The sequence below is a fragment of the Nocardia sp. NPDC055165 genome, from assembly GCF_053606985.1.
On record NZ_JBSGSS010000020.1, the window covers coordinates 79,955 to 95,857 of the forward strand.

14 protein-coding genes are annotated in these 15,903 nt (G+C 67.4%); 4 read left to right on the top strand and 10 right to left on the bottom strand.

What is annotated here, in order from left to right:
* Positions 1–97: 97 nt before the first annotated feature.
* The 3 genes from pheT to ACWFRF_RS31105 form a co-directional block, all read right to left on the bottom strand.
* On the bottom strand, positions 98–2,599 hold the full coding sequence (gene pheT / locus ACWFRF_RS31095) for a phenylalanine--tRNA ligase subunit beta (RefSeq protein WP_452453686.1): 2,502 nt from the start codon (positions 2,597–2,599) through the stop codon (positions 98–100).
* Positions 2,600–2,618: 19 nt separating this feature from the next.
* Positions 2,619–3,680 carry a phenylalanine--tRNA ligase subunit alpha gene (gene pheS / locus ACWFRF_RS31100; RefSeq protein WP_067457595.1) on the bottom strand — a complete coding sequence of 354 codons (1,062 nt, stop codon included), beginning with the start codon at positions 3,678–3,680 and terminating at the stop codon, positions 2,619–2,621.
* A gap of 514 nt (positions 3,681–4,194) precedes the next feature.
* On the bottom strand, positions 4,195–4,767 hold the full coding sequence (locus ACWFRF_RS31105; RefSeq protein WP_452453688.1) for a Uma2 family endonuclease: 573 nt from the start codon (positions 4,765–4,767) through the stop codon (positions 4,195–4,197).
* Positions 4,768–5,259: 492 nt separating this feature from the next.
* On the opposite strand from ACWFRF_RS31105, the gene ACWFRF_RS31110 reads away from it, so the two are divergent.
* A complete protein-coding gene (locus ACWFRF_RS31110; protein WP_452453690.1) occupies positions 5,260–5,724 on the top strand; it encodes a hypothetical protein in 465 nt (154 codons plus the stop codon).
* Here the strand turns inward: ACWFRF_RS31110 and ACWFRF_RS31115 are convergent.
* The gene (locus tag ACWFRF_RS31115) at positions 5,709–7,142 is read right to left on the bottom strand and encodes a DHA2 family efflux MFS transporter permease subunit (RefSeq protein ID WP_378994141.1); all 1,434 of its coding nucleotides are present in this window, start codon (positions 7,140–7,142) and stop codon (positions 5,709–5,711) included. The two genes, ACWFRF_RS31110 and ACWFRF_RS31115, sit on opposite strands and share 16 nt — an antisense overlap.
* A 102-nt stretch (positions 7,143–7,244) precedes the next feature.
* On the opposite strand from ACWFRF_RS31115, the gene ACWFRF_RS31120 reads away from it, so the two are divergent.
* Entirely contained in the window at positions 7,245–7,817 is a 573-nt protein-coding gene (locus ACWFRF_RS31120) for a TetR/AcrR family transcriptional regulator (RefSeq protein ID WP_378994139.1), read from the top strand.
* A gap of 6 nt (positions 7,818–7,823) precedes the next feature.
* Here the strand turns inward: ACWFRF_RS31120 and ACWFRF_RS31125 are convergent, their stop codons facing one another.
* Positions 7,824–8,690 (bottom strand): NmrA/HSCARG family protein, encoded by an 867-nt coding sequence (locus tag ACWFRF_RS31125; RefSeq protein WP_452453693.1) that lies wholly within the window; start codon positions 8,688–8,690, stop codon positions 7,824–7,826.
* A 94-nt stretch (positions 8,691–8,784) separates the two neighbouring features.
* On the opposite strand from ACWFRF_RS31125, the gene ACWFRF_RS31130 reads away from it, so the two are divergent.
* Complete coding sequence (locus ACWFRF_RS31130) at positions 8,785–9,273, top strand: MarR family winged helix-turn-helix transcriptional regulator (protein ID WP_452453695.1); 489 nt, start codon at positions 8,785–8,787, stop codon at positions 9,271–9,273.
* A 3-nt stretch (positions 9,274–9,276) separates the two neighbouring features.
* On the opposite strand, the gene ACWFRF_RS31135 is transcribed toward ACWFRF_RS31130, so the two are convergent.
* From ACWFRF_RS31135 to infC, 4 genes are all read right to left on the bottom strand, one after another.
* Positions 9,277–10,074, bottom strand: coding sequence for a TrmH family RNA methyltransferase (locus tag ACWFRF_RS31135; protein WP_378994132.1), 798 nt, complete (start codon positions 10,072–10,074; stop codon positions 9,277–9,279).
* Positions 10,075–10,109: 35 nt separating this feature from the next.
* On the bottom strand, positions 10,110–10,496 hold the full coding sequence (rplT, locus tag ACWFRF_RS31140; RefSeq protein ID WP_019046423.1) for a 50S ribosomal protein L20: 387 nt from the start codon (positions 10,494–10,496) through the stop codon (positions 10,110–10,112).
* Between the two features lie 116 nt (positions 10,497–10,612).
* Positions 10,613–10,810, bottom strand: a complete 198-nt coding sequence (gene rpmI, locus ACWFRF_RS31145) for a 50S ribosomal protein L35 (RefSeq protein WP_056824456.1) — start codon at positions 10,808–10,810, stop codon at positions 10,613–10,615.
* Positions 10,811–10,840: 30 nt separating this feature from the next.
* On the bottom strand, positions 10,841–11,572 hold the full coding sequence (gene infC, locus ACWFRF_RS31150; RefSeq protein WP_378637346.1) for a translation initiation factor IF-3: 732 nt from the start codon (positions 11,570–11,572) through the stop codon (positions 10,841–10,843).
* A gap of 334 nt (positions 11,573–11,906) precedes the next feature.
* Here infC and ACWFRF_RS31155 point away from each other — a divergent pair, with 334 nt between their 5' ends.
* Positions 11,907–12,248: a DUF1844 domain-containing protein gene (locus ACWFRF_RS31155; RefSeq protein ID WP_378637057.1), complete on the top strand. Its 342-nt coding sequence runs from the start codon at positions 11,907–11,909 to the stop codon at positions 12,246–12,248.
* A gap of 465 nt (positions 12,249–12,713) precedes the next feature.
* Here the strand turns inward: ACWFRF_RS31155 and uvrA are convergent, their stop codons facing one another.
* Positions 12,714–15,686, bottom strand: a complete 2,973-nt coding sequence (uvrA, locus tag ACWFRF_RS31160; RefSeq protein WP_378994130.1) for an excinuclease ABC subunit UvrA — start codon at positions 15,684–15,686, stop codon at positions 12,714–12,716.
* Between the last annotated feature and the right edge of the window lie 217 nt (positions 15,687–15,903).

The window sequence follows — 15,903 nt, forward strand, 5'->3', positions numbered from 1 at the left end:
GGTTCGGGTTCGTCAGACGTGAAACAACCTGAGGGACAACCGCTCACGACGAAGGCCGCCCGGCGGAACCGGGCGGCCTTCGGATGTCGGGTGAGGATCAGCCGCGCAGTTCGGCGCCGACCGCGGTGGTGGCCGAGGCGACGGCGGCGTCGCGGGCGGCGCTGGCCTCGTCTTCGGTGAGGGTGCGGTCGGGGGCCCGGAAGCGCAGGGCGTAGGTGAGGGATTTGCGGCCCTCGCCTGCTTGGGCGCCTTCGTAGACGTCGAACAGAGCGATGCTCTCGAGCAGGTCGCCGCCGCCGGTGCGGAGCGCGGTTTCGACCTGCGCGGCCGGGACGGTCTTCTCGACGCTGATCGACACGTCCTGCAGGACTGCCGGGAACGCCGAGATCGTCGGCGCGGGCAGGGATTCACTCAGCGGCAGGGCGTCGAGGTCCACTTCCAGCGCGCAGGTGCGCGGCGGCAGACCGGCGCGCTCCAGGACGGCGGGGTGGAGTTCGCCCGCGTGGCCGACGACCACACCGTCGACGAGCAGTTCCGCGCAGCGACCGGGGTGCCACGGGAGGTAGGCCGCGGCCCGGCGTTCGATGACCACACCCGCCGCGTCGGCGATGTCGTCGACCAGCGCGAAGGCATCGGCGGCATCGGCCGCACGGCCGGGGCCCCACGGCCCGCGCGGATCGTGCTTACCGCTGAGCACCGCGACGACGTGCACCGGCTGAGCGGGCAGCGACGCTTTGAGCTCGGCGATCTGCTCGTCGGTGGGACGACGGTCCACCGGCAACGCCTCGACCGAGTGGGTCTGCGCGCCGGGCTGCACCACCTGGGCGATGCCGTAGATCGTCAGGTCACGCGCACCGCGCGAGATGTTGCGGGCGGCCACTTCCAGCAGACCCGGCAGCAACGTGGTCGCCAGTTCGGGGCGGTCGCTGTCGAGGGGGTTCAGGACGCGGGTGGTGTTGCGGCGCGGGTCGTCGGCGTCGAGCCCCCACACCTCGAACACGCCACCGGGCAGGAAGGCCGGCGGCGGCACCTCGACGGCACCGGCGAAGGCCAGCGCCCGGCTCACCGCACGACGACGCTGCTGCTGCGCGGTCAGACCGCGACCGCCGGGCGCGGTCGGCAGCACGGACGGGATCTGCTCGAGGCCCTCCAGCCGCAGGACTTCTTCGACCAGGTCAGCGGGCTGCGAGAGATCGGGGCGCCAGCTCGGCGGGGTCACCAGCAGCTGGGTCTTGCCCGCGTCGTTGACCTCGATCTCGACGCCCGCGCCGATCTGGGCCAGCCTGCGCACGGAGGTGCCCGCCGGGTAGGTGACGCCGGCGATGCGGTCGGGCAGGTCGATGTCCATCGCGATCGGCGCGACCGGCTCCAGCGGCACCCGGATGTCGGTGAGCGCGGATTCGATGGTGCCGCCGGTGATGTCGGCGAGCAGGGTGGCGGCGCGGTCGAGCGCGACGATGTTGATCTCGGGATCGACGACGCGTTCGTAGCGCTTGCCCGCCTCCGAGGAGAGCTTGTGCCGACGCGAGGTCCGGTACACCCGCAGCGGATTCCAGACGGCGGCTTCCAGCACCACGTCGGTGGTCTCCGCGCCGACCTCGGTGCTCGCACCACCCATGACACCGGCGAGGGAGATGACGCCGGAATCATCGACGATCACCACGTCCTCGGCGTCGAGGGTGCGCTCGGTGTCGTCGAGGGTGCGCAGGGTCTCGCCCTTGTGCGCCGAGCGAACCACCAGACCGCCGTGCAGCTTCGCGGCGTCGAAGGCGTGCAGGGGCTGACCGAGTTCGAGCATCACGTAGTTGGTGACGTCGACAGCCGGGGAGATCGGCCGCATGCCCGACAGCATCAGCCTGCGCTGCAACCACAGCGGGCTCACCGCGTTCGGGTTGATCCCGGTGACGCGGCGCACGCCGAAGCGGGTGCAGTCCGCATCGTCGTCCAGGCGAACGGGCCAGGCCTCGGAGTCGGCCTCCGGCAGCGTGCGCACGGCGGGGTCGGCGTATTCGAGGTCGAACCCGCAGGCCAGCTCGCGGGCCAGGCCTCGCACCGAGAAGCAGTAGCCACGATCGGGGGTGATGTTGAGTTCGATGATCGTGTCATCGGTCCCGAGCAGCACGTTCGCGTCGTCGCCGGGCTGCGCGGAACCGGGCTCGAGCACCAAGATGCCGTCGTGATCCTTGCCGATGCCGAGTTCGGCGACCGAGCAGATCATGCCGTTGGAGGTGTGCCCGTAGGTCTTGCGCGAGGAGATCGTGAACCCGCCGGGCAGCACGCCACCGGGCAGCACGACCACAACGAGGTCGCCGACCGCGAAATTGCGCGCGCCACAGACGATTTCCTGCAACTCGGGGTTGCCGACGTCGACCTTGCAGAAGCGGATCGGCTTCTTGAACTCGGTCAGTTCGGTGATCTCGGCGACGCGGCCGACGACCAGCGGCTTGTCGATACTGCCGCCGATCGGCTCGAGCTTGTCGACCTCTTCGACTTCCAAACCCACCCGGACGAAGCCCGCGTCGAGCTCTTCCGCCGACACCGACCACTCGGGGGTGGTGCGCTGCAGGATCTCGGTCAGCCAGGACTGTGCTACTCGCACTTGACGTTTCGCTCTCTCTCTAAGACCGGATACCGAAGGGCAGGGTGAACCGCACGTCACCCTCGACGATGTCGCGCATGTCGGCGATGGTGGTCTGGAACTGCAGGGTGCGCTCCATGCCCATGCCGAACGCGAACCCGGAATACACCTCGGGATCGATGCCGCTGGCGATCAGGACCTTCGGGTTGACCATGCCGCAGCCGCCCCACTCGATCCAGCCCGCGCCGCCCTTCTTGTTCGGGAACCACACGTCGACCTCGGCCGACGGCTCGGTGAAGGGGAAGTAGTTGGGGCGCATACGAGTACGGGTCTCGGGGCCGAACATGGCCTGAGCGAACGCGTCGAGGACACCGCGCAGGTGCGCCATGGTCAGGCCCTTGTCGATCGCCAAACCCTCCACCTGCGAGAACACCGGGGTGTGGGTGGCGTCGAGCTCGTCGGTGCGGAAGGTGCGACCGGGGCACGCGACATAGATCGGCACCTCGCGCTCGAGCATGGACCGCACCTGCACCGGTGAGGTGTGCGTGCGCAGCACCTGGCGCGAACCCTCCGGGGCGATGTGGAAGGTGTCCTGCATGGTGCGCGCCGGGTGGTCGGGCAGGAAGTTCAGCGCGTCGAAGTTGAAGTGCTCGGTCTCCACCTCGGGACCCTCGGCGACCTCCCAGCCCATGCCGACGAAGAAGTCGGCGATCTGCTCGGAGATCACGGTGATCGGGTGCCGGGCGCCCACGGGCCGACGACGGGCTGGCAGCGTGACGTCGATCTTCTCGGAGATGAGCACCGCCTGATCGCGCTCGGCCAAGAGCGCGGCACGGCGCGCCTCGAACGCGTCCGATACCCGCTTACGCGCGACGTTGACCCGCTTACCGGCCTCGGCCTTCTCCTCCTTGGGCACACTGCCCAGACCGCGCTGCGCGAGCGCGATCGGCGACTTACCGCCGATGAAGTCGGTCTTGGCGACCGCCAGCGCATCCAGATCAGCCGCCGCGGCAAACGCCTTCTCGGCCTCCGCCGCCGCTGCCGCGAGTGCCTCCTCGGTCAAAGAGGCGTTTTGCTCGACTCCACTGTTGTCGTCGGCCACGATCTTCTCGACTCTCCCCTGGGGATCGGTTCGCGGGCGCGTCATTGCCATCCCGCATCGGTGCTGCGTAAATCCTATGGGATGGGGTTGACGCGATTCATCCGGATTACTCGCGACGCGATCAGCGCAGGTCGGCAGGGTCGCGAGACAGACCGATCAGCGCACTGGAGGGCGCGGATCCACAGCGCGGGTCGCGCGAATTCTCGCACCCGGTTCCGGCGCGGGTTGTCGTCGACCGCGAACCACATGGATGCCACTCGAACATCCTGTGCGGGAAGTTCAGTGGCTCGCGAGCAAACTCGCGCCGACGTTCGTCGGTGAACCAATATCGATGCCGCCCCGTATCCGCGAGAACCGGTTGGGAACAAGCTTTTCCGACCTCACACCCGGTGCCCATGAGGTCGGTGTCGGCGGCATCCACGCCGACGCGCCGGTCACGACCGTCACCCGCACAGACCTCGTAGGGGATCCCGCAATCGCGGACTGACCGATCTGGTCAGGGGTCGTGGCGCGGCTACTGGTCGTATCGGGGCAGGCAGGCAGTGTCGAGGGACAACCCCAGGGGATCGAGGAGGCTGATCGGGTCGCCGTATATGCCTTCGATCAGTTCGGCGTAGCCGCCTGCGGCGGGACCGGCGAACAATGCCCAGCGGCCGACGCGAGGGTCGATGACGAGCAGGGCGCGCACGCCCGCCGCGGCGTACCAGCCGTTCTTGCCGTTGATCTGCGCCGCCCGCTCCGACTTCGAGATCACCTCGACGGCGAGTTCGACATCGAGGGGGTCGGCGAGCCAGTCATCGTCGGTGTCCCAGGTATCAGGGAGGATGACCAGGTCGGGAGTGCAGTAATCGTCGTCATCATCGGGCATCGCGATCGAGGTGACCTCATATGCGGCCAGCCCATTCGGCATCGATGCCTCCAACTGCTGACGCAGTCGGCGGATGGAACCCGCGTGTTTTCCACGTGGGGTCGGTGACATCACGAGCGCCCCTCCCAGAATCTCGACACGCAGACCGGTCGCGCGTTCGATCTCCTCGGCGACCTCACGAAGGTTGCCTGGCCGAGGATGCATCGCGGGAAGGGTCATGCGGTCGCTCCATTCGTGCGGACTGCTGTGGTCAACGATACCGCGACCTGGTCGAGCCAGTGATCAACCGGCTCACCGCGGTGACCTGGCAACGAATTCCTCCACGGTCCCCACGGAGCGCTCCGTACCGCGCGATATCGGAGCTGCGCGCGGCGTCGGGTGTTGTGCCTGAAATCGGCTGTTTCCCAGGGCAATCGGAAAGCAGTCCGAATTCGAGGGAACCGAATGGGATCGGGGCGCGTCCAAATGAGCAAACACACCAGCGTGTTCGACTCGAGAACAGGACGACTCGATGGCTGAACAGACCGGCGATCCGACGTCTGCGCGGGGGCGGCGTGCTCGACTCACCGCTGCGGGGAGCGGGCTTGCGTTGTGTGGCTTCGGGATTCGGCCCGTGGGGCGGCGTCCGTTCCCGCGTGCGGCGGGGTTGTGCGCGCACCGGCCCGAACAGCAGGCGGCGCCCGAGCAGGGCCAGCACCCGGACAGTGTCGGATGACAGGGCCGAGCGGCCGTCGGGTCACGTCGGCGAGCGCACTGTCCTACGTTCGATTCCAGGCTGCGCAGCCCAATCGACACGGTCGACATCCGGGCGTGTTCGGCCTGGTGAACGGGCTGTGGACCGCAGGGCACCTGAGTGCCGGGGAGGTGCGGTTCCGCCGGGGCGGCAACGATTGGTTCAGCGAGAATCTGACGAATCCGAGTGACGTCGACCCGGGGGTGTACGACCTCGCACGGCATCCAGGTGCCGCCTCGTGGTTCAAGGCGAGCGCGGTGTCGATGATCGAGCGGGTCGAGGGATACCTCGCGATCCTCGACGCGCACGGCGTCGAATGGGAGCGGTTGGACTCCGCCGCACCGGGCACCATCATCTATGACGATGCCGAGCAGGTGGTTGTCGTGCCGTTCGCCGACAACCACCTGCTCAGGGAACCGATCAGCGGCTATCGCGCGGGCTGAGTGTGCCGGGGCAGGAACGCTGCCACCACCGCTGCGCAGGCGACCAGGGCGGCACCCACCCACACCGCAGGGACGAGGCCGTCCACATAGGCCTGGGGGTCGGTGTAGGAGCCGTGGGAGGCGAAGACCGAGGCCAGGACGGCGATGCCCATGGCGACGCCAACTTCGCGAACGGTGCTGCTGATGCCCGACGCCATGCCCTGGTCGGCGGGGGAAGCGCTGGCCATGACGATGGTGGACGAGGGCGCGAAGGTGAGGCCCATGCCGATGCCGCCGAGGACGAACGGGGCGACGAAGGCGAGATAGGGGACGTCGGCGGTGGTGATCATCGCCATCCAGCCGAGGGAGACGGCCAGGCAGAGCTGGCCGATCGCGATGAGGGTGCGGGCGCCGACGCGGTCGACGATCAGGCCGGCCAGCGGTGCGACGACCATCGGGACCATCGTCCACGGCATCGTGCGGATGCCCGACTCCAGCGGTGAGTAGCCCTGGACCACCTGGAAGAACTGGGCGAGCAGGAAGATCGAGCCGAAGACGCCGGACGAGAACCCGAAGGACACGATGAAGCTCAGGCTCAAGCCGCGGGATCGGAACATGCGTAGCGGGAGCATCGGATCGGTGGCATAGGTCTCCCAGACGACGAACGCGACGAGCAGCACGGCGCCGCCGATCAGCGCGGTGAGAACCTGCGGTGCGGTCCAGCCGTCATCGGCACCGTGGATGACACCCCAGACCAGCGCCAGCACGCCACCAGCCGAGAGCAGCACGCCCAAGTAGTCGAGTTTCCGTGCGGCGCCCCGTGATTCGGACAACATGCGGGCAGCGAAGGGCAGCGCCAGCAGACCGATCGGGACGTTGAGCCAGAAGATCCACTGCCAGTTCAGGCCGTCGACCACCGCACCGCCGACGACCGGCCCGACGGCGACGCCCAAGCCGGCGATGCCGCCCCAGATCCCGATCGCGGCGCTGCGCATCTTCTCGGGTACCGCGGCGGCCAGCAAGGTGAGCGACAGCGGCATGACGGCCGCACCACCGACGCCCTGCACCGCACGGGCGGCGATGAGCATCCACGGCTCGGTGGCCAGCGCGCACGCCGCGGAAGCGACGACGAAGATGCCGATTCCGGCCAGGAAGACCCGGCGACGGCCGATCCTGTCGCCCAGGGCCGACGCCGACAGCAGCAGCGCGGCGAAGGACAGCGTGTAGGCGTTGATGAACCATTGCAGGTCCGACAGTGACGCTCCCAGTTCGGTTTTGATCACCGGGAGGGCGTTCGTCACGACGAGATTGTCCAGCGTGACCATGAACATCGGAATGCCGACGGCGGCGATCACCGCGCCGAGCGGCTTGTTCTTCGCCCCGGAGTTCGGTGGCGTCACGGCGGCTCGCGCGCCGCCGGATTCGAGTGTCTGCGTCATGCCAAACCCTTAGTTGTTATTGACTGATAACTTCCTCGCTTATCGTTATGCATCGACTGATAACATGTCAAGAGGCATTCGAACGAGGAGGCAGTGACGCCCATGACGAGAACCCGGATGACCGCGTCCGAGCGCAGCGCCCAGGTGCTCGAAGCCGCGATCCATGCCTTTGCCGAAACCGGCTATGCCGCAACGAAAACCGATGAGATCGCCCGACTGGCGGGAGTGTCGCAGCCCTATGTGATCCGCCTGTTCGGAACCAAGCAGCAGCTGTTCATCGCCTGCCTGCTGGAGGTGTGTACGCGCATCGAGCAGGTGTTCCGTGACGCCGAGATCGCCCCCGGCGCCGACACCTCGGAGGCATTGCGCACCCTCGGCCACGGCTTCGATGTCTTCCTGGCCGAACGCGAACTCCCCCTCGTACTGCTGCACGGCGCCGCCGCGAGCGCGGACCCGGCGATCGGCGACCACATGCGGGAGCGATTCGGGCGCATCTATCGCCTGATCGGCGAACTCACCGGCGCCGACACACTGGAATCGCGCCGCTTCGTAGCCACCGGCATGCTGCTCACCATCATGACCGCGATGCAGGTCGCGGGCAGCGATGCGATCACACTCCCCTGGGCCACCGAAATCCTCACCGACCTGCGCAGTGCCACCACCCCCTCGTGCTGAGGCCGGTCAGCGCGCGAGCAGCGCGGACCAGTTCTGCGCATCGGCCCAGTCCGTGAACGAATGCCAGGCGACGTCGGGGTACGCACGACGCAGGCCGCTGACATCGACGTCGAGGCCGACGGTGGCGAAGTAGTCGAACATGGCGGCCAGATCCTCGGAATGGCCGCGAACGTAGTCGAGCGAAACTTCGTGGTGCGCGATCGGACGGCCGAGGGCGACAGCCAGGGCGGCGGCGAGCCGGTCCGGGGTGAGTTCGTCGGCGGCGATGTCGATGCGGCGGCCCGCGAACTCGGCGCGGCGATCGAGGGCGAGCGCGGCGAAGGCGCCGATGTCCTCGGCACAGATCAGCGTGAGCGGGCGATCGGCGGGCATCGGCCAGGCGAAGGTGCCGTCACGGAGGCCGTCGAGGGTCCAGCCGGTGGCGTAGTTGTCCATGAAGGCGGCGGGCGCGATGACGGTCCACGGGACGCCGCTCGCCCGCAGATGCTCTTCGATCGCGAATTTGCTGTCGTAGTGCGGGATTCCGGTGGCGCGGTCGGCATGCGCGGCGGAGGTGAAGACGATGTGGCCGACATGTGCGGCACCGGCGGCATCGATGAGGGTGACGCCGTGGCGGGTTTCGGCGGCGGTGTCGGTGCCGAACGGCGTGGTTACGGCGAAAAGGGAGTCGACACCGGCCAGGGCGACGCCGAGGGAGCCACGGTCGTCGAAGTCGGCGTAGTGGATCTCGGCGCCGAGATCGCGCAACGCCACCGCGGCGGGGCTGTCGGGAAATCGGGTGAGCGCGCGGACGCGGCGACCCAGGGCGAGCAGGGCGCGAGCGGTGGCGCCGCCCTGTGCGCCGGTGGCACCGGTCACGGCGATGGTGAGCATGATGTTTCCTCCGGTATGATTTGCTGTGTGACACATTAACTGTATGACACAGCAATCTATCCGTTTTAACTGCGTCGCGCAGCTGATAAGGAGTGTGATCCGGATTACAGAGCAGAGTCGACGTGCCCGCTACGCGGAGTTGTCGCGCGTCTCACGGCAATACATGGCCTCGTATGTCCTGTTCAATCAGGCAGTCGCCGACCATCTGGGCCTCCACCCCACCGATCTGCAATGCCTGAGCCTGCTCACCGCGGAGCCGCAGCCACTCACCGTCAAACAGATCGCCGATCTGACCGGACTCACCACCGGCTCCGCCACCCGATTGGTCGATCGACTCGAACGCGACGGCTATGTGATGCGCGAACCCGACGCCGAGGATCGCCGCCGAGTGCTGGTCTCCCCCGTGCCCGAGCGCGTCGCCCGCGTCACCGCCGTCTGGGACGACCTCGGCGAGGGCTGGGAGGCGCTACTCGACACCCATACCGAGGACGAGCTCGCGGTGATCACCGATCACATGCGCAAGGCCGAGCAGCTCAGCCACACCCAGATCGACTATCTCCGGGCCCGCACCGCACCGGCGTGAGAACTACCTCGCGTGCTGGACGCGGGCGCTCGCATAGAGGCAGATAGCCGCTGCCGCAGCCAGATTCAGGCTTTCGGCGCGGCCGTGGATGGGGATGCGGATGCGGTGATCGGCGCGGGCGGCGACGGCGGGGTCGAGGCCATGGGCCTCGTTGCCGAAGAGCCAGGCGACCGGTCCGCGCAGGATGTCGTCGGCGGCGTCGAGGTCGACTTCGCCGTTGGCGGCGGTCGCGAGGATCGTCACGCCCGCGGCGGAGATCGCGTCGAGAGTCGCGGTGATGTCGCGGCTGCGGGCCACGGGGACGTGGAAGAGGCTGCCCGCGCTGGCGCGCACGCATTTGCCGTTGTGCGGGTCGACGGTCTCGCCCGCCAGCACCACCCCGTCGGCGCCGACCGCATCGGCGACCCGGATCAGGGTCCCCGCGTTGCCGGGTTCGGCGATCTCCACCGGGACGGCGAGCATCCGTGGGCGACCATCGAGAATCTCACCGAGCGGCACGTCGATGAGTTCGCACACCGCGACCAGGCCGGGCGCCGTGACGGTTTCACCGAGATGTTCGGCGGCGCGATCGCTGACCAAGGTGGTACGGACGCCGTCGGCGGTGGCACCGGCGATCAGCGCGTTCTCACGACCGGCGGCCGCGAGCGAATAGAAGATCTCCCGGACGCGGCCGGTCTCCAGAGCGGCGGACACCGCGTTGGCCCCCTCGGCGAGGAACAGGCCGGACTTGCGGCGCTGGGCCGCGCGCTGGAGCTTGACAGCGGAAACGACCCGCGGATTGCGCTCGGAGAGCGCGTCCACGGGCCGTTCCGACAGATCGCTGTGTGTTGTCAAGCTCAGGCAGCGGTGGCCGGGGCGTTGACGTCGGCCGGCAGCGCGGCCTTGGCGACAGCCACCAGGCCGGCGAAGGCCTCGGCGTCCGAGACTGCGAGCTCGGCGAGGATCTTGCGGTCCACCTCGACACCAGCGGCCTTGAGGCCCTGGATGAAGCGGTTGTAGGTGATGTCGTTCAGACGCGCGGCGGCGTTGATACGAGCAATCCACAGCTTGCGGAAGTCACCCTTGCGCGCCTTGCGGTCACGGTAGGCGTAGGTCAGCGAGTGGAGCTGCTGTTCCTTGGCCTTGCGGTACAGGCGCGAACGCTGGCCCCGGTAGCCCTTGGAGGCCTCGAGGATGGAACGGCGCTTCTTCTGAGCGTTGACGGCCCTTTTGACGCGTGCCACTGTGATAGTCCTTGATCATCTGGGGGCGCGGCGGCGCCCGAATTCGGTAGTTGTCGGCGTCCGGTTATCCCGGCCGCGGAATCGTCGGGTTGCGACGGTCGAGCTGACCGGAAAGGTCAGGCGAGACCGAGCAGCCGCTTCACGCGGGGGACGTCGACGGAAGCGACGGACTCCGTGCCTTCCAGACGACGAGTCCGGCGAGAGGACTTGTGCTCCAGGAGGTGGCGACGGTTCGCCTGCTCGCGAAGCAGCTTGCCCCGGCCGGTCACCTTGAATCGCTTCTTGGCGCCGCTGTGGGTCTTGTTCTTCGGCATGGATTCCTCTATCTAGTCGTTGAAATCGTTTTACTGCGGGTCGGCCGGCGCAGCCTGCTCGGCAGGCGCGGCCTGCTCGACCGGTGCGGCCGGTTCGACCGGCGCGGCCGGGTCTGCACTCGCGGGACCGGTCGGCAGCGGCTGACGTGTCGCCGCCGGCGCCGAAGAGTCCTGCTGGGCCTTCACCCGCGTCTTCGCACCCTTGTGGGGAGCGAGGACCATGGTCATGTTGCGGCCGTCCTGCTTGGCCGAGGTCTCGACGAACCCGAGATCGGCCACATCGGAGCCCAGACGCTGGAGCAACCGGAAGCCGAGTTCGGGACGCGACTGCTCACGACCGCGGAACATGATCGTGACCTTGACCTTGGACCCGGCTTCGAGGAAGCGAACCACGTTGCGCTTCTTGGTCTCGTAGTCGTGGTCGTCGATCTTCGGACGGAGCTTCTGCTCCTTGATCACGGTCTGGACCTGGTTCTTACGGGACTCGCGCGCCTTCTGCGCGGTCTCGTACTTGAACTTGCCGTAGTCCATGATCTTGCAGACCGGCGGACGGGCATCGGGTGCTACCTCGACGAGGTCGAGGTCGGCTTCGAGCGCGACGCGTAGTGCATCTTCAACACGCACGATCCCAACCTGTTCGCCGCCGGGTCCGATGAGACGAACCTCGGGAACACGGATGCGATCGTTGATGCGGGTCTCAGTGCTGATGGGGCCTCCTAGGTCAAGCGGTGTCGTCTTAACGACCGCACGCAATAACTGCAACCCCTGATTCAACACGAAAGCCCCGCTGCGGTATTTCTCCGCGACGGGGCCCGATGTCGACCGATCGCCCACAGCCGATGCCCTCACGAGCTCGGTTGTCGACCCCCGCGCGCCAGGCACACGGGAAACCCACCACAATGAGCGGGTGACCGGGACCGTTTATCCGAACGATGGATCGCCGGTAACGGTGGGAGTCGGGCTCCACTTATCTGCCCCACGGATGCATGACACATCCAGGGGCGGTCGTCAGCGGAAAGTCTAGCATGGCGTTGGGCTATCACCGAATCGGCCGGGCGCGAGCAACCGCGATCGGGCTCGCTATAGCCTGATCAGCATGACTGACGAGCTCGATCCTCCTGTGCGCGACCTGGCCGACATCCCCGCTGTCGAGGTGATCAGCCGGGCCGCCGTGATGCTGATGAGTTCGGCCGCGGAGAAGCTGGGCCTGGCAGGCGAGAACCCGGATTCGGGCGCGGGCGTCGACCTCGACGAGGCGCGCCGGGTGATCACCGCACTGGCCGGACTGGTCACGGCCTCGGTGGAGTACCTCGGCCCGCACGCGGGCCCGATCCGCGAGGGTTTGCAGGCGCTTCAGCGCGCGTTCCGCGAGGCATCCTCGGTACCGGACGCGCCGGGGACGGGACCGGGCGAGAAGTACACCGGTCCGGTGCACTGAGTTCCGCACAACGAAAAGATCCGCCGGCGCAGTGCGTCGGCGGATCTTTTTCTGTGCTGCGAGCGAACGTCGCGACTCAGACCACGGGGGTCGGAGTGGGACCGCCGGGGGTGACCGAGACGGCCGAGCCGGAGGAGATCATGTTGGCGAGTGCGGTGAGCAGCGCCGCGCTTCCGGTATCCATTACAGGCGTTCCTTTCGAATCCAGGTCAGACGGTCGGCTTGGTGGGCTCGTAAGCCAACGATGACCCGCCGGCGAGGAAACCGAGAATCTGGGCGATGAGCGCCGTGGTGGCTTCATCCATGAGGACGTTCCTTTCGAACTACACGACGATCGAGCCGTCGACAAACCGCTACTACCCGGCATTCCGGGGACGGTGAGGCGAATGTTACCCACGGCTGTTTCACTTCGTGGCGCTTTCGGAAAGTCCCTGCCGGAACGTCTCGAAAGGACGGTAGCCCGGCTCAGCGCAGCGCGGCCGCCTTTCGCGCCAACCGCTTGGCCGCGGTCGTCTCCGCCGGTGCCTTCTTCGCCGGGGCGGCTTTCTTCGCCGCCTTCTTCGCGGCGGGCTTCTTCGGCGCCGGCGCTGCCAGCACCTCCTTCAGGAACTGACCGGTGTAGCTGTCCGACACCCCGGCGATATCCTCCGGCGTGCCGGTGGCGACCACCGTACCGCCGCCGGAACCGCCCTCGGGGCCCATGTCGATGACCCAGTCGGCGGTCTTGATGACGTCGAGGTTGTGTTCGATGACGATCACCGTGTTGCCCTTGTCGACCAGTCCGTTGATCACCTTGAGCAGTTTGCGGATGTCCTCGAAGTGCAGGCCGGTGGTCGGCTCGTCGAGGATGTAGACCGTCCGGCCCATGGACCGTTTCTGCAGCTCGGCGGCCAGCTTCACGCGCTGGGCCTCACCGCCGGACAGGGTCGGCGCGCTCTGGCCCAGCCGCACGTAACCCAGGCCGACCTCGACGAGGGTCTTGAGATAGCGGTGAATCGAGGTGATCGCCTCGAAGAAGTCGGCCGCCTCGTCGATCGGCATGTCGAGGACTTCGGCGATGGTCTTGCCCTTGTAGTGCACCTCGAGGGTTTCCCGGTTGTACCGAGCGCCGTGGCAGACCTCGCACGGGACATACACATCGGGCAGGAAGTTCATCTCGATCTTGAGCGTGCCGTCGCCCGAGCAGGCTTCGCAGCGCCCGCCCTTGACATTGAACGAGAACCGCCCGGGCTGATAGCCGCGCACCTTGGCCTCGGTGGTGGAGGCGAACAGGGTGCGGATCTTGTCGAAGACGCCGGTGTAGGTGGCCGGGTTCGAGCGCGGGGTGCGCCCGATCGGCGACTGATCGACCTGCACCAGCTTGTCGAGGTTGTCGAGGCCGTTGATCCTGGTGTGCCGGCCCGGCACCTGGCGGGCACCGTTGAGCTTGTTCGCGAGAACGGTGGCCAGGATGTCGTTGACCAGGGTCGACTTGCCCGAACCGGAGACACCGGTGACCGCGGTGAGTACACCCAGCGGGAACGCCACGTCGACATTGCGCAAATTGTGTTCGGTGGCGCCCACGACGGTGAGCTTGCGCTTCTTGTCGATCGCGCGCCGCACCAGCGGCAGCTCGATCTGCTCGCGGCCGGAAAGATAAGCGCCGGTGAGCGATTCGGGCTCGGTCAGCAGCTCCTCATAGGGACCGCTGTGCACCACGCGACCACCGTGCTCGCCCGCGAGGGGACCGATGTCGACCACCCAGTCCGAGGCGCGGATGGTGTCCTCGTCGTGCTCGACGACGATCAGCGTGTTGCCCAGCTTCTTCAACCGCAGCAGCGTCTCGATGAGCCTGCGGTTGTCGCGCTGGTGCAGACCGATCGACGGCTCGTCGAGAACATAGAGGACACCGACCAGACCGGAACCGATCTGGGTGGCCAGCCGGATGCGCTGGGCCTCACCGCCGGACAGGGTCGCGGCCGCCCGCGACAGCGTCAGGTACTCCAGGCCGACGTCGAGCAGGAAGCCGAGCCTGGCCTGGATCTCCTTGAGCACCTGTCCGGCGATCGCGGTCTCGCGCTCCCCCAGCGTGAGCGCGTTCAGGAAGTGCGCGCAGTCGCCGATGGACAGTTCACTGACCTCGGCGATCGACTTGTCGGTGCCGTCCGAGGCCAGGGTGACGGCCAGGATCTCCGGGCGCAGCCGGGAACCGTTGCAGACCGGGCACGCCACATCGCGCATGTACCCGTCGTAGTGCTCTTTCATCTGCTCGGACTCGGTGTTCTCCATGCGCCGCTGCAGGAACGGCATCACGCCTTCGAAATCGGCGTAATAGGAACGCTTGCGCCCGTAGCGGTTGGTGTAGGACACGTGCACCTGGTCGGAGCTGCCTTCCAGCACCGCCTTGCGTGCCTTCGCGGGCAGATCGCGCCACGGAGTGTCCATCGAGAAGCCGACCGCCTCGGCCAGCCCGGAGAGCAACCGGTTGAAGTACTCGGCGGTCTGCCCGCGCGACCACGGGGCGATCGCGCCGTCGGCCAGGCTCAGGTCGGGGTCGGGCACCACCAGTTCCGGATCGACTTCCTTGCGGATGCCGAGGCCGGTGCAGTCGGGGCAGGCGCCGTAGGGCGAGTTGAAGGAGAACGAACGGGGCTCGAGGTCCTCGATGTCGAGGGGGTGGCCGTTGGGGCAGGCCAGACGTTCGGAGAAGCGGCGCTCCCGGTCGTGGGCGTGCTCGTCGCGGTCGACGAAATCGAGCACCACGATGCCGTCGGCCAGGCGCAGCGCGGTCTCGATCGAGTCGGTGAGGCGCTGCTTGGAGGCCGCCTTGACCGAGAGGCGGTCGACGACCACCTCGACGTCGTGCTTCTCCTGCTTCTTCAGCTTCGGCGGATCGGTGAGCGGGTACACCACGCCGTCGACCCGCACGCGCGAGTAACCCTGGGTCTTGAGCTGGTCGAACAGGTCGACGAACTCGCCCTTGCGGGTGCGCACCACAGGCGCCAGCACCTGGAACTTGAGGCCGTCGTCCATCGCGAGCACCTGGTCGACGATCTGCTGCGGGCTCTGCTTTTCGATCAGCTCGTGGCAGACCGGGCAGTGCGGCGTGCCCGCGCGGGCGTAGAGCAGGCGCAGGTAGTCGTAGACCTCGGTGATGGTGCCGACCGTGGACCGCGGGTTGCGGTTGGTCGACTTCTGGTCGATCGACACCGCGGGCGAGAGCCCCTCGATGAAGTCGACATCCGGCTTGTCCATCTGCCCGAGGAACTGACGCGCGTAGGCCGACAGCGATTCGACGTAGCGACGCTGTCCCTCGGCGAAGATCGTGTCGAACGCCAAGCTCGACTTCCCGGAACCGGACAGACCGGTGAACACGATCAGGCTGTCGCGCGGCAAATCCAGGTCTACACCTTTCAGGTTGTGTTCCCGAGCTCCGCGCACAGTGAGGCGTTCCGCCACCTGGTGAATCCCTTCTCCATCGTCATCCGCCGACCGGACATATTCCCCCGTCGTCAATGCTAGGCCGGGGGTCCGACAAGTTTCGGTCCGCAGGCGAGCGTCCCCGTCGACCCAGGGCTCTGCGCAGGGGGCGTGACATTTCTCGTTCGCCGACAGGCCCCACGACCGAGATACGCGGATTATGTTGGACCACAAGGGGGGATCGCTCGACATGATG

Excerpts from the sequence above, each read along its gene's own strand:
- ACWFRF_RS31105 (WP_452453688.1), bottom strand. The coding sequence starts at position 4,767 with ATGACCCTTCCCGCGATGCATCCTCGGCCAGGCAACCTTCGTGAGGTC.
- ACWFRF_RS31110 (WP_452453690.1), top strand. The coding sequence starts at position 5,260 with ATGACAGGGCCGAGCGGCCGTCGGGTCACGTCGGCGAGCGCACTGTCC.
- ACWFRF_RS31115 (WP_378994141.1), bottom strand. The coding sequence starts at position 7,142 with ATGACGCAGACACTCGAATCCGGCGGCGCGCGAGCCGCCGTGACGCCA.
- ACWFRF_RS31120 (WP_378994139.1), top strand. The coding sequence starts at position 7,245 with ATGACGAGAACCCGGATGACCGCGTCCGAGCGCAGCGCCCAGGTGCTC.
- ACWFRF_RS31125 (WP_452453693.1), bottom strand. The coding sequence starts at position 8,690 with ATGCTCACCATCGCCGTGACCGGTGCCACCGGCGCACAGGGCGGCGCC.
- rpmI (WP_056824456.1), bottom strand. The coding sequence starts at position 10,810 with ATGCCGAAGAACAAGACCCACAGCGGCGCCAAGAAGCGATTCAAGGTG.
- ACWFRF_RS31155 (WP_378637057.1), top strand. The coding sequence starts at position 11,907 with ATGACTGACGAGCTCGATCCTCCTGTGCGCGACCTGGCCGACATCCCC.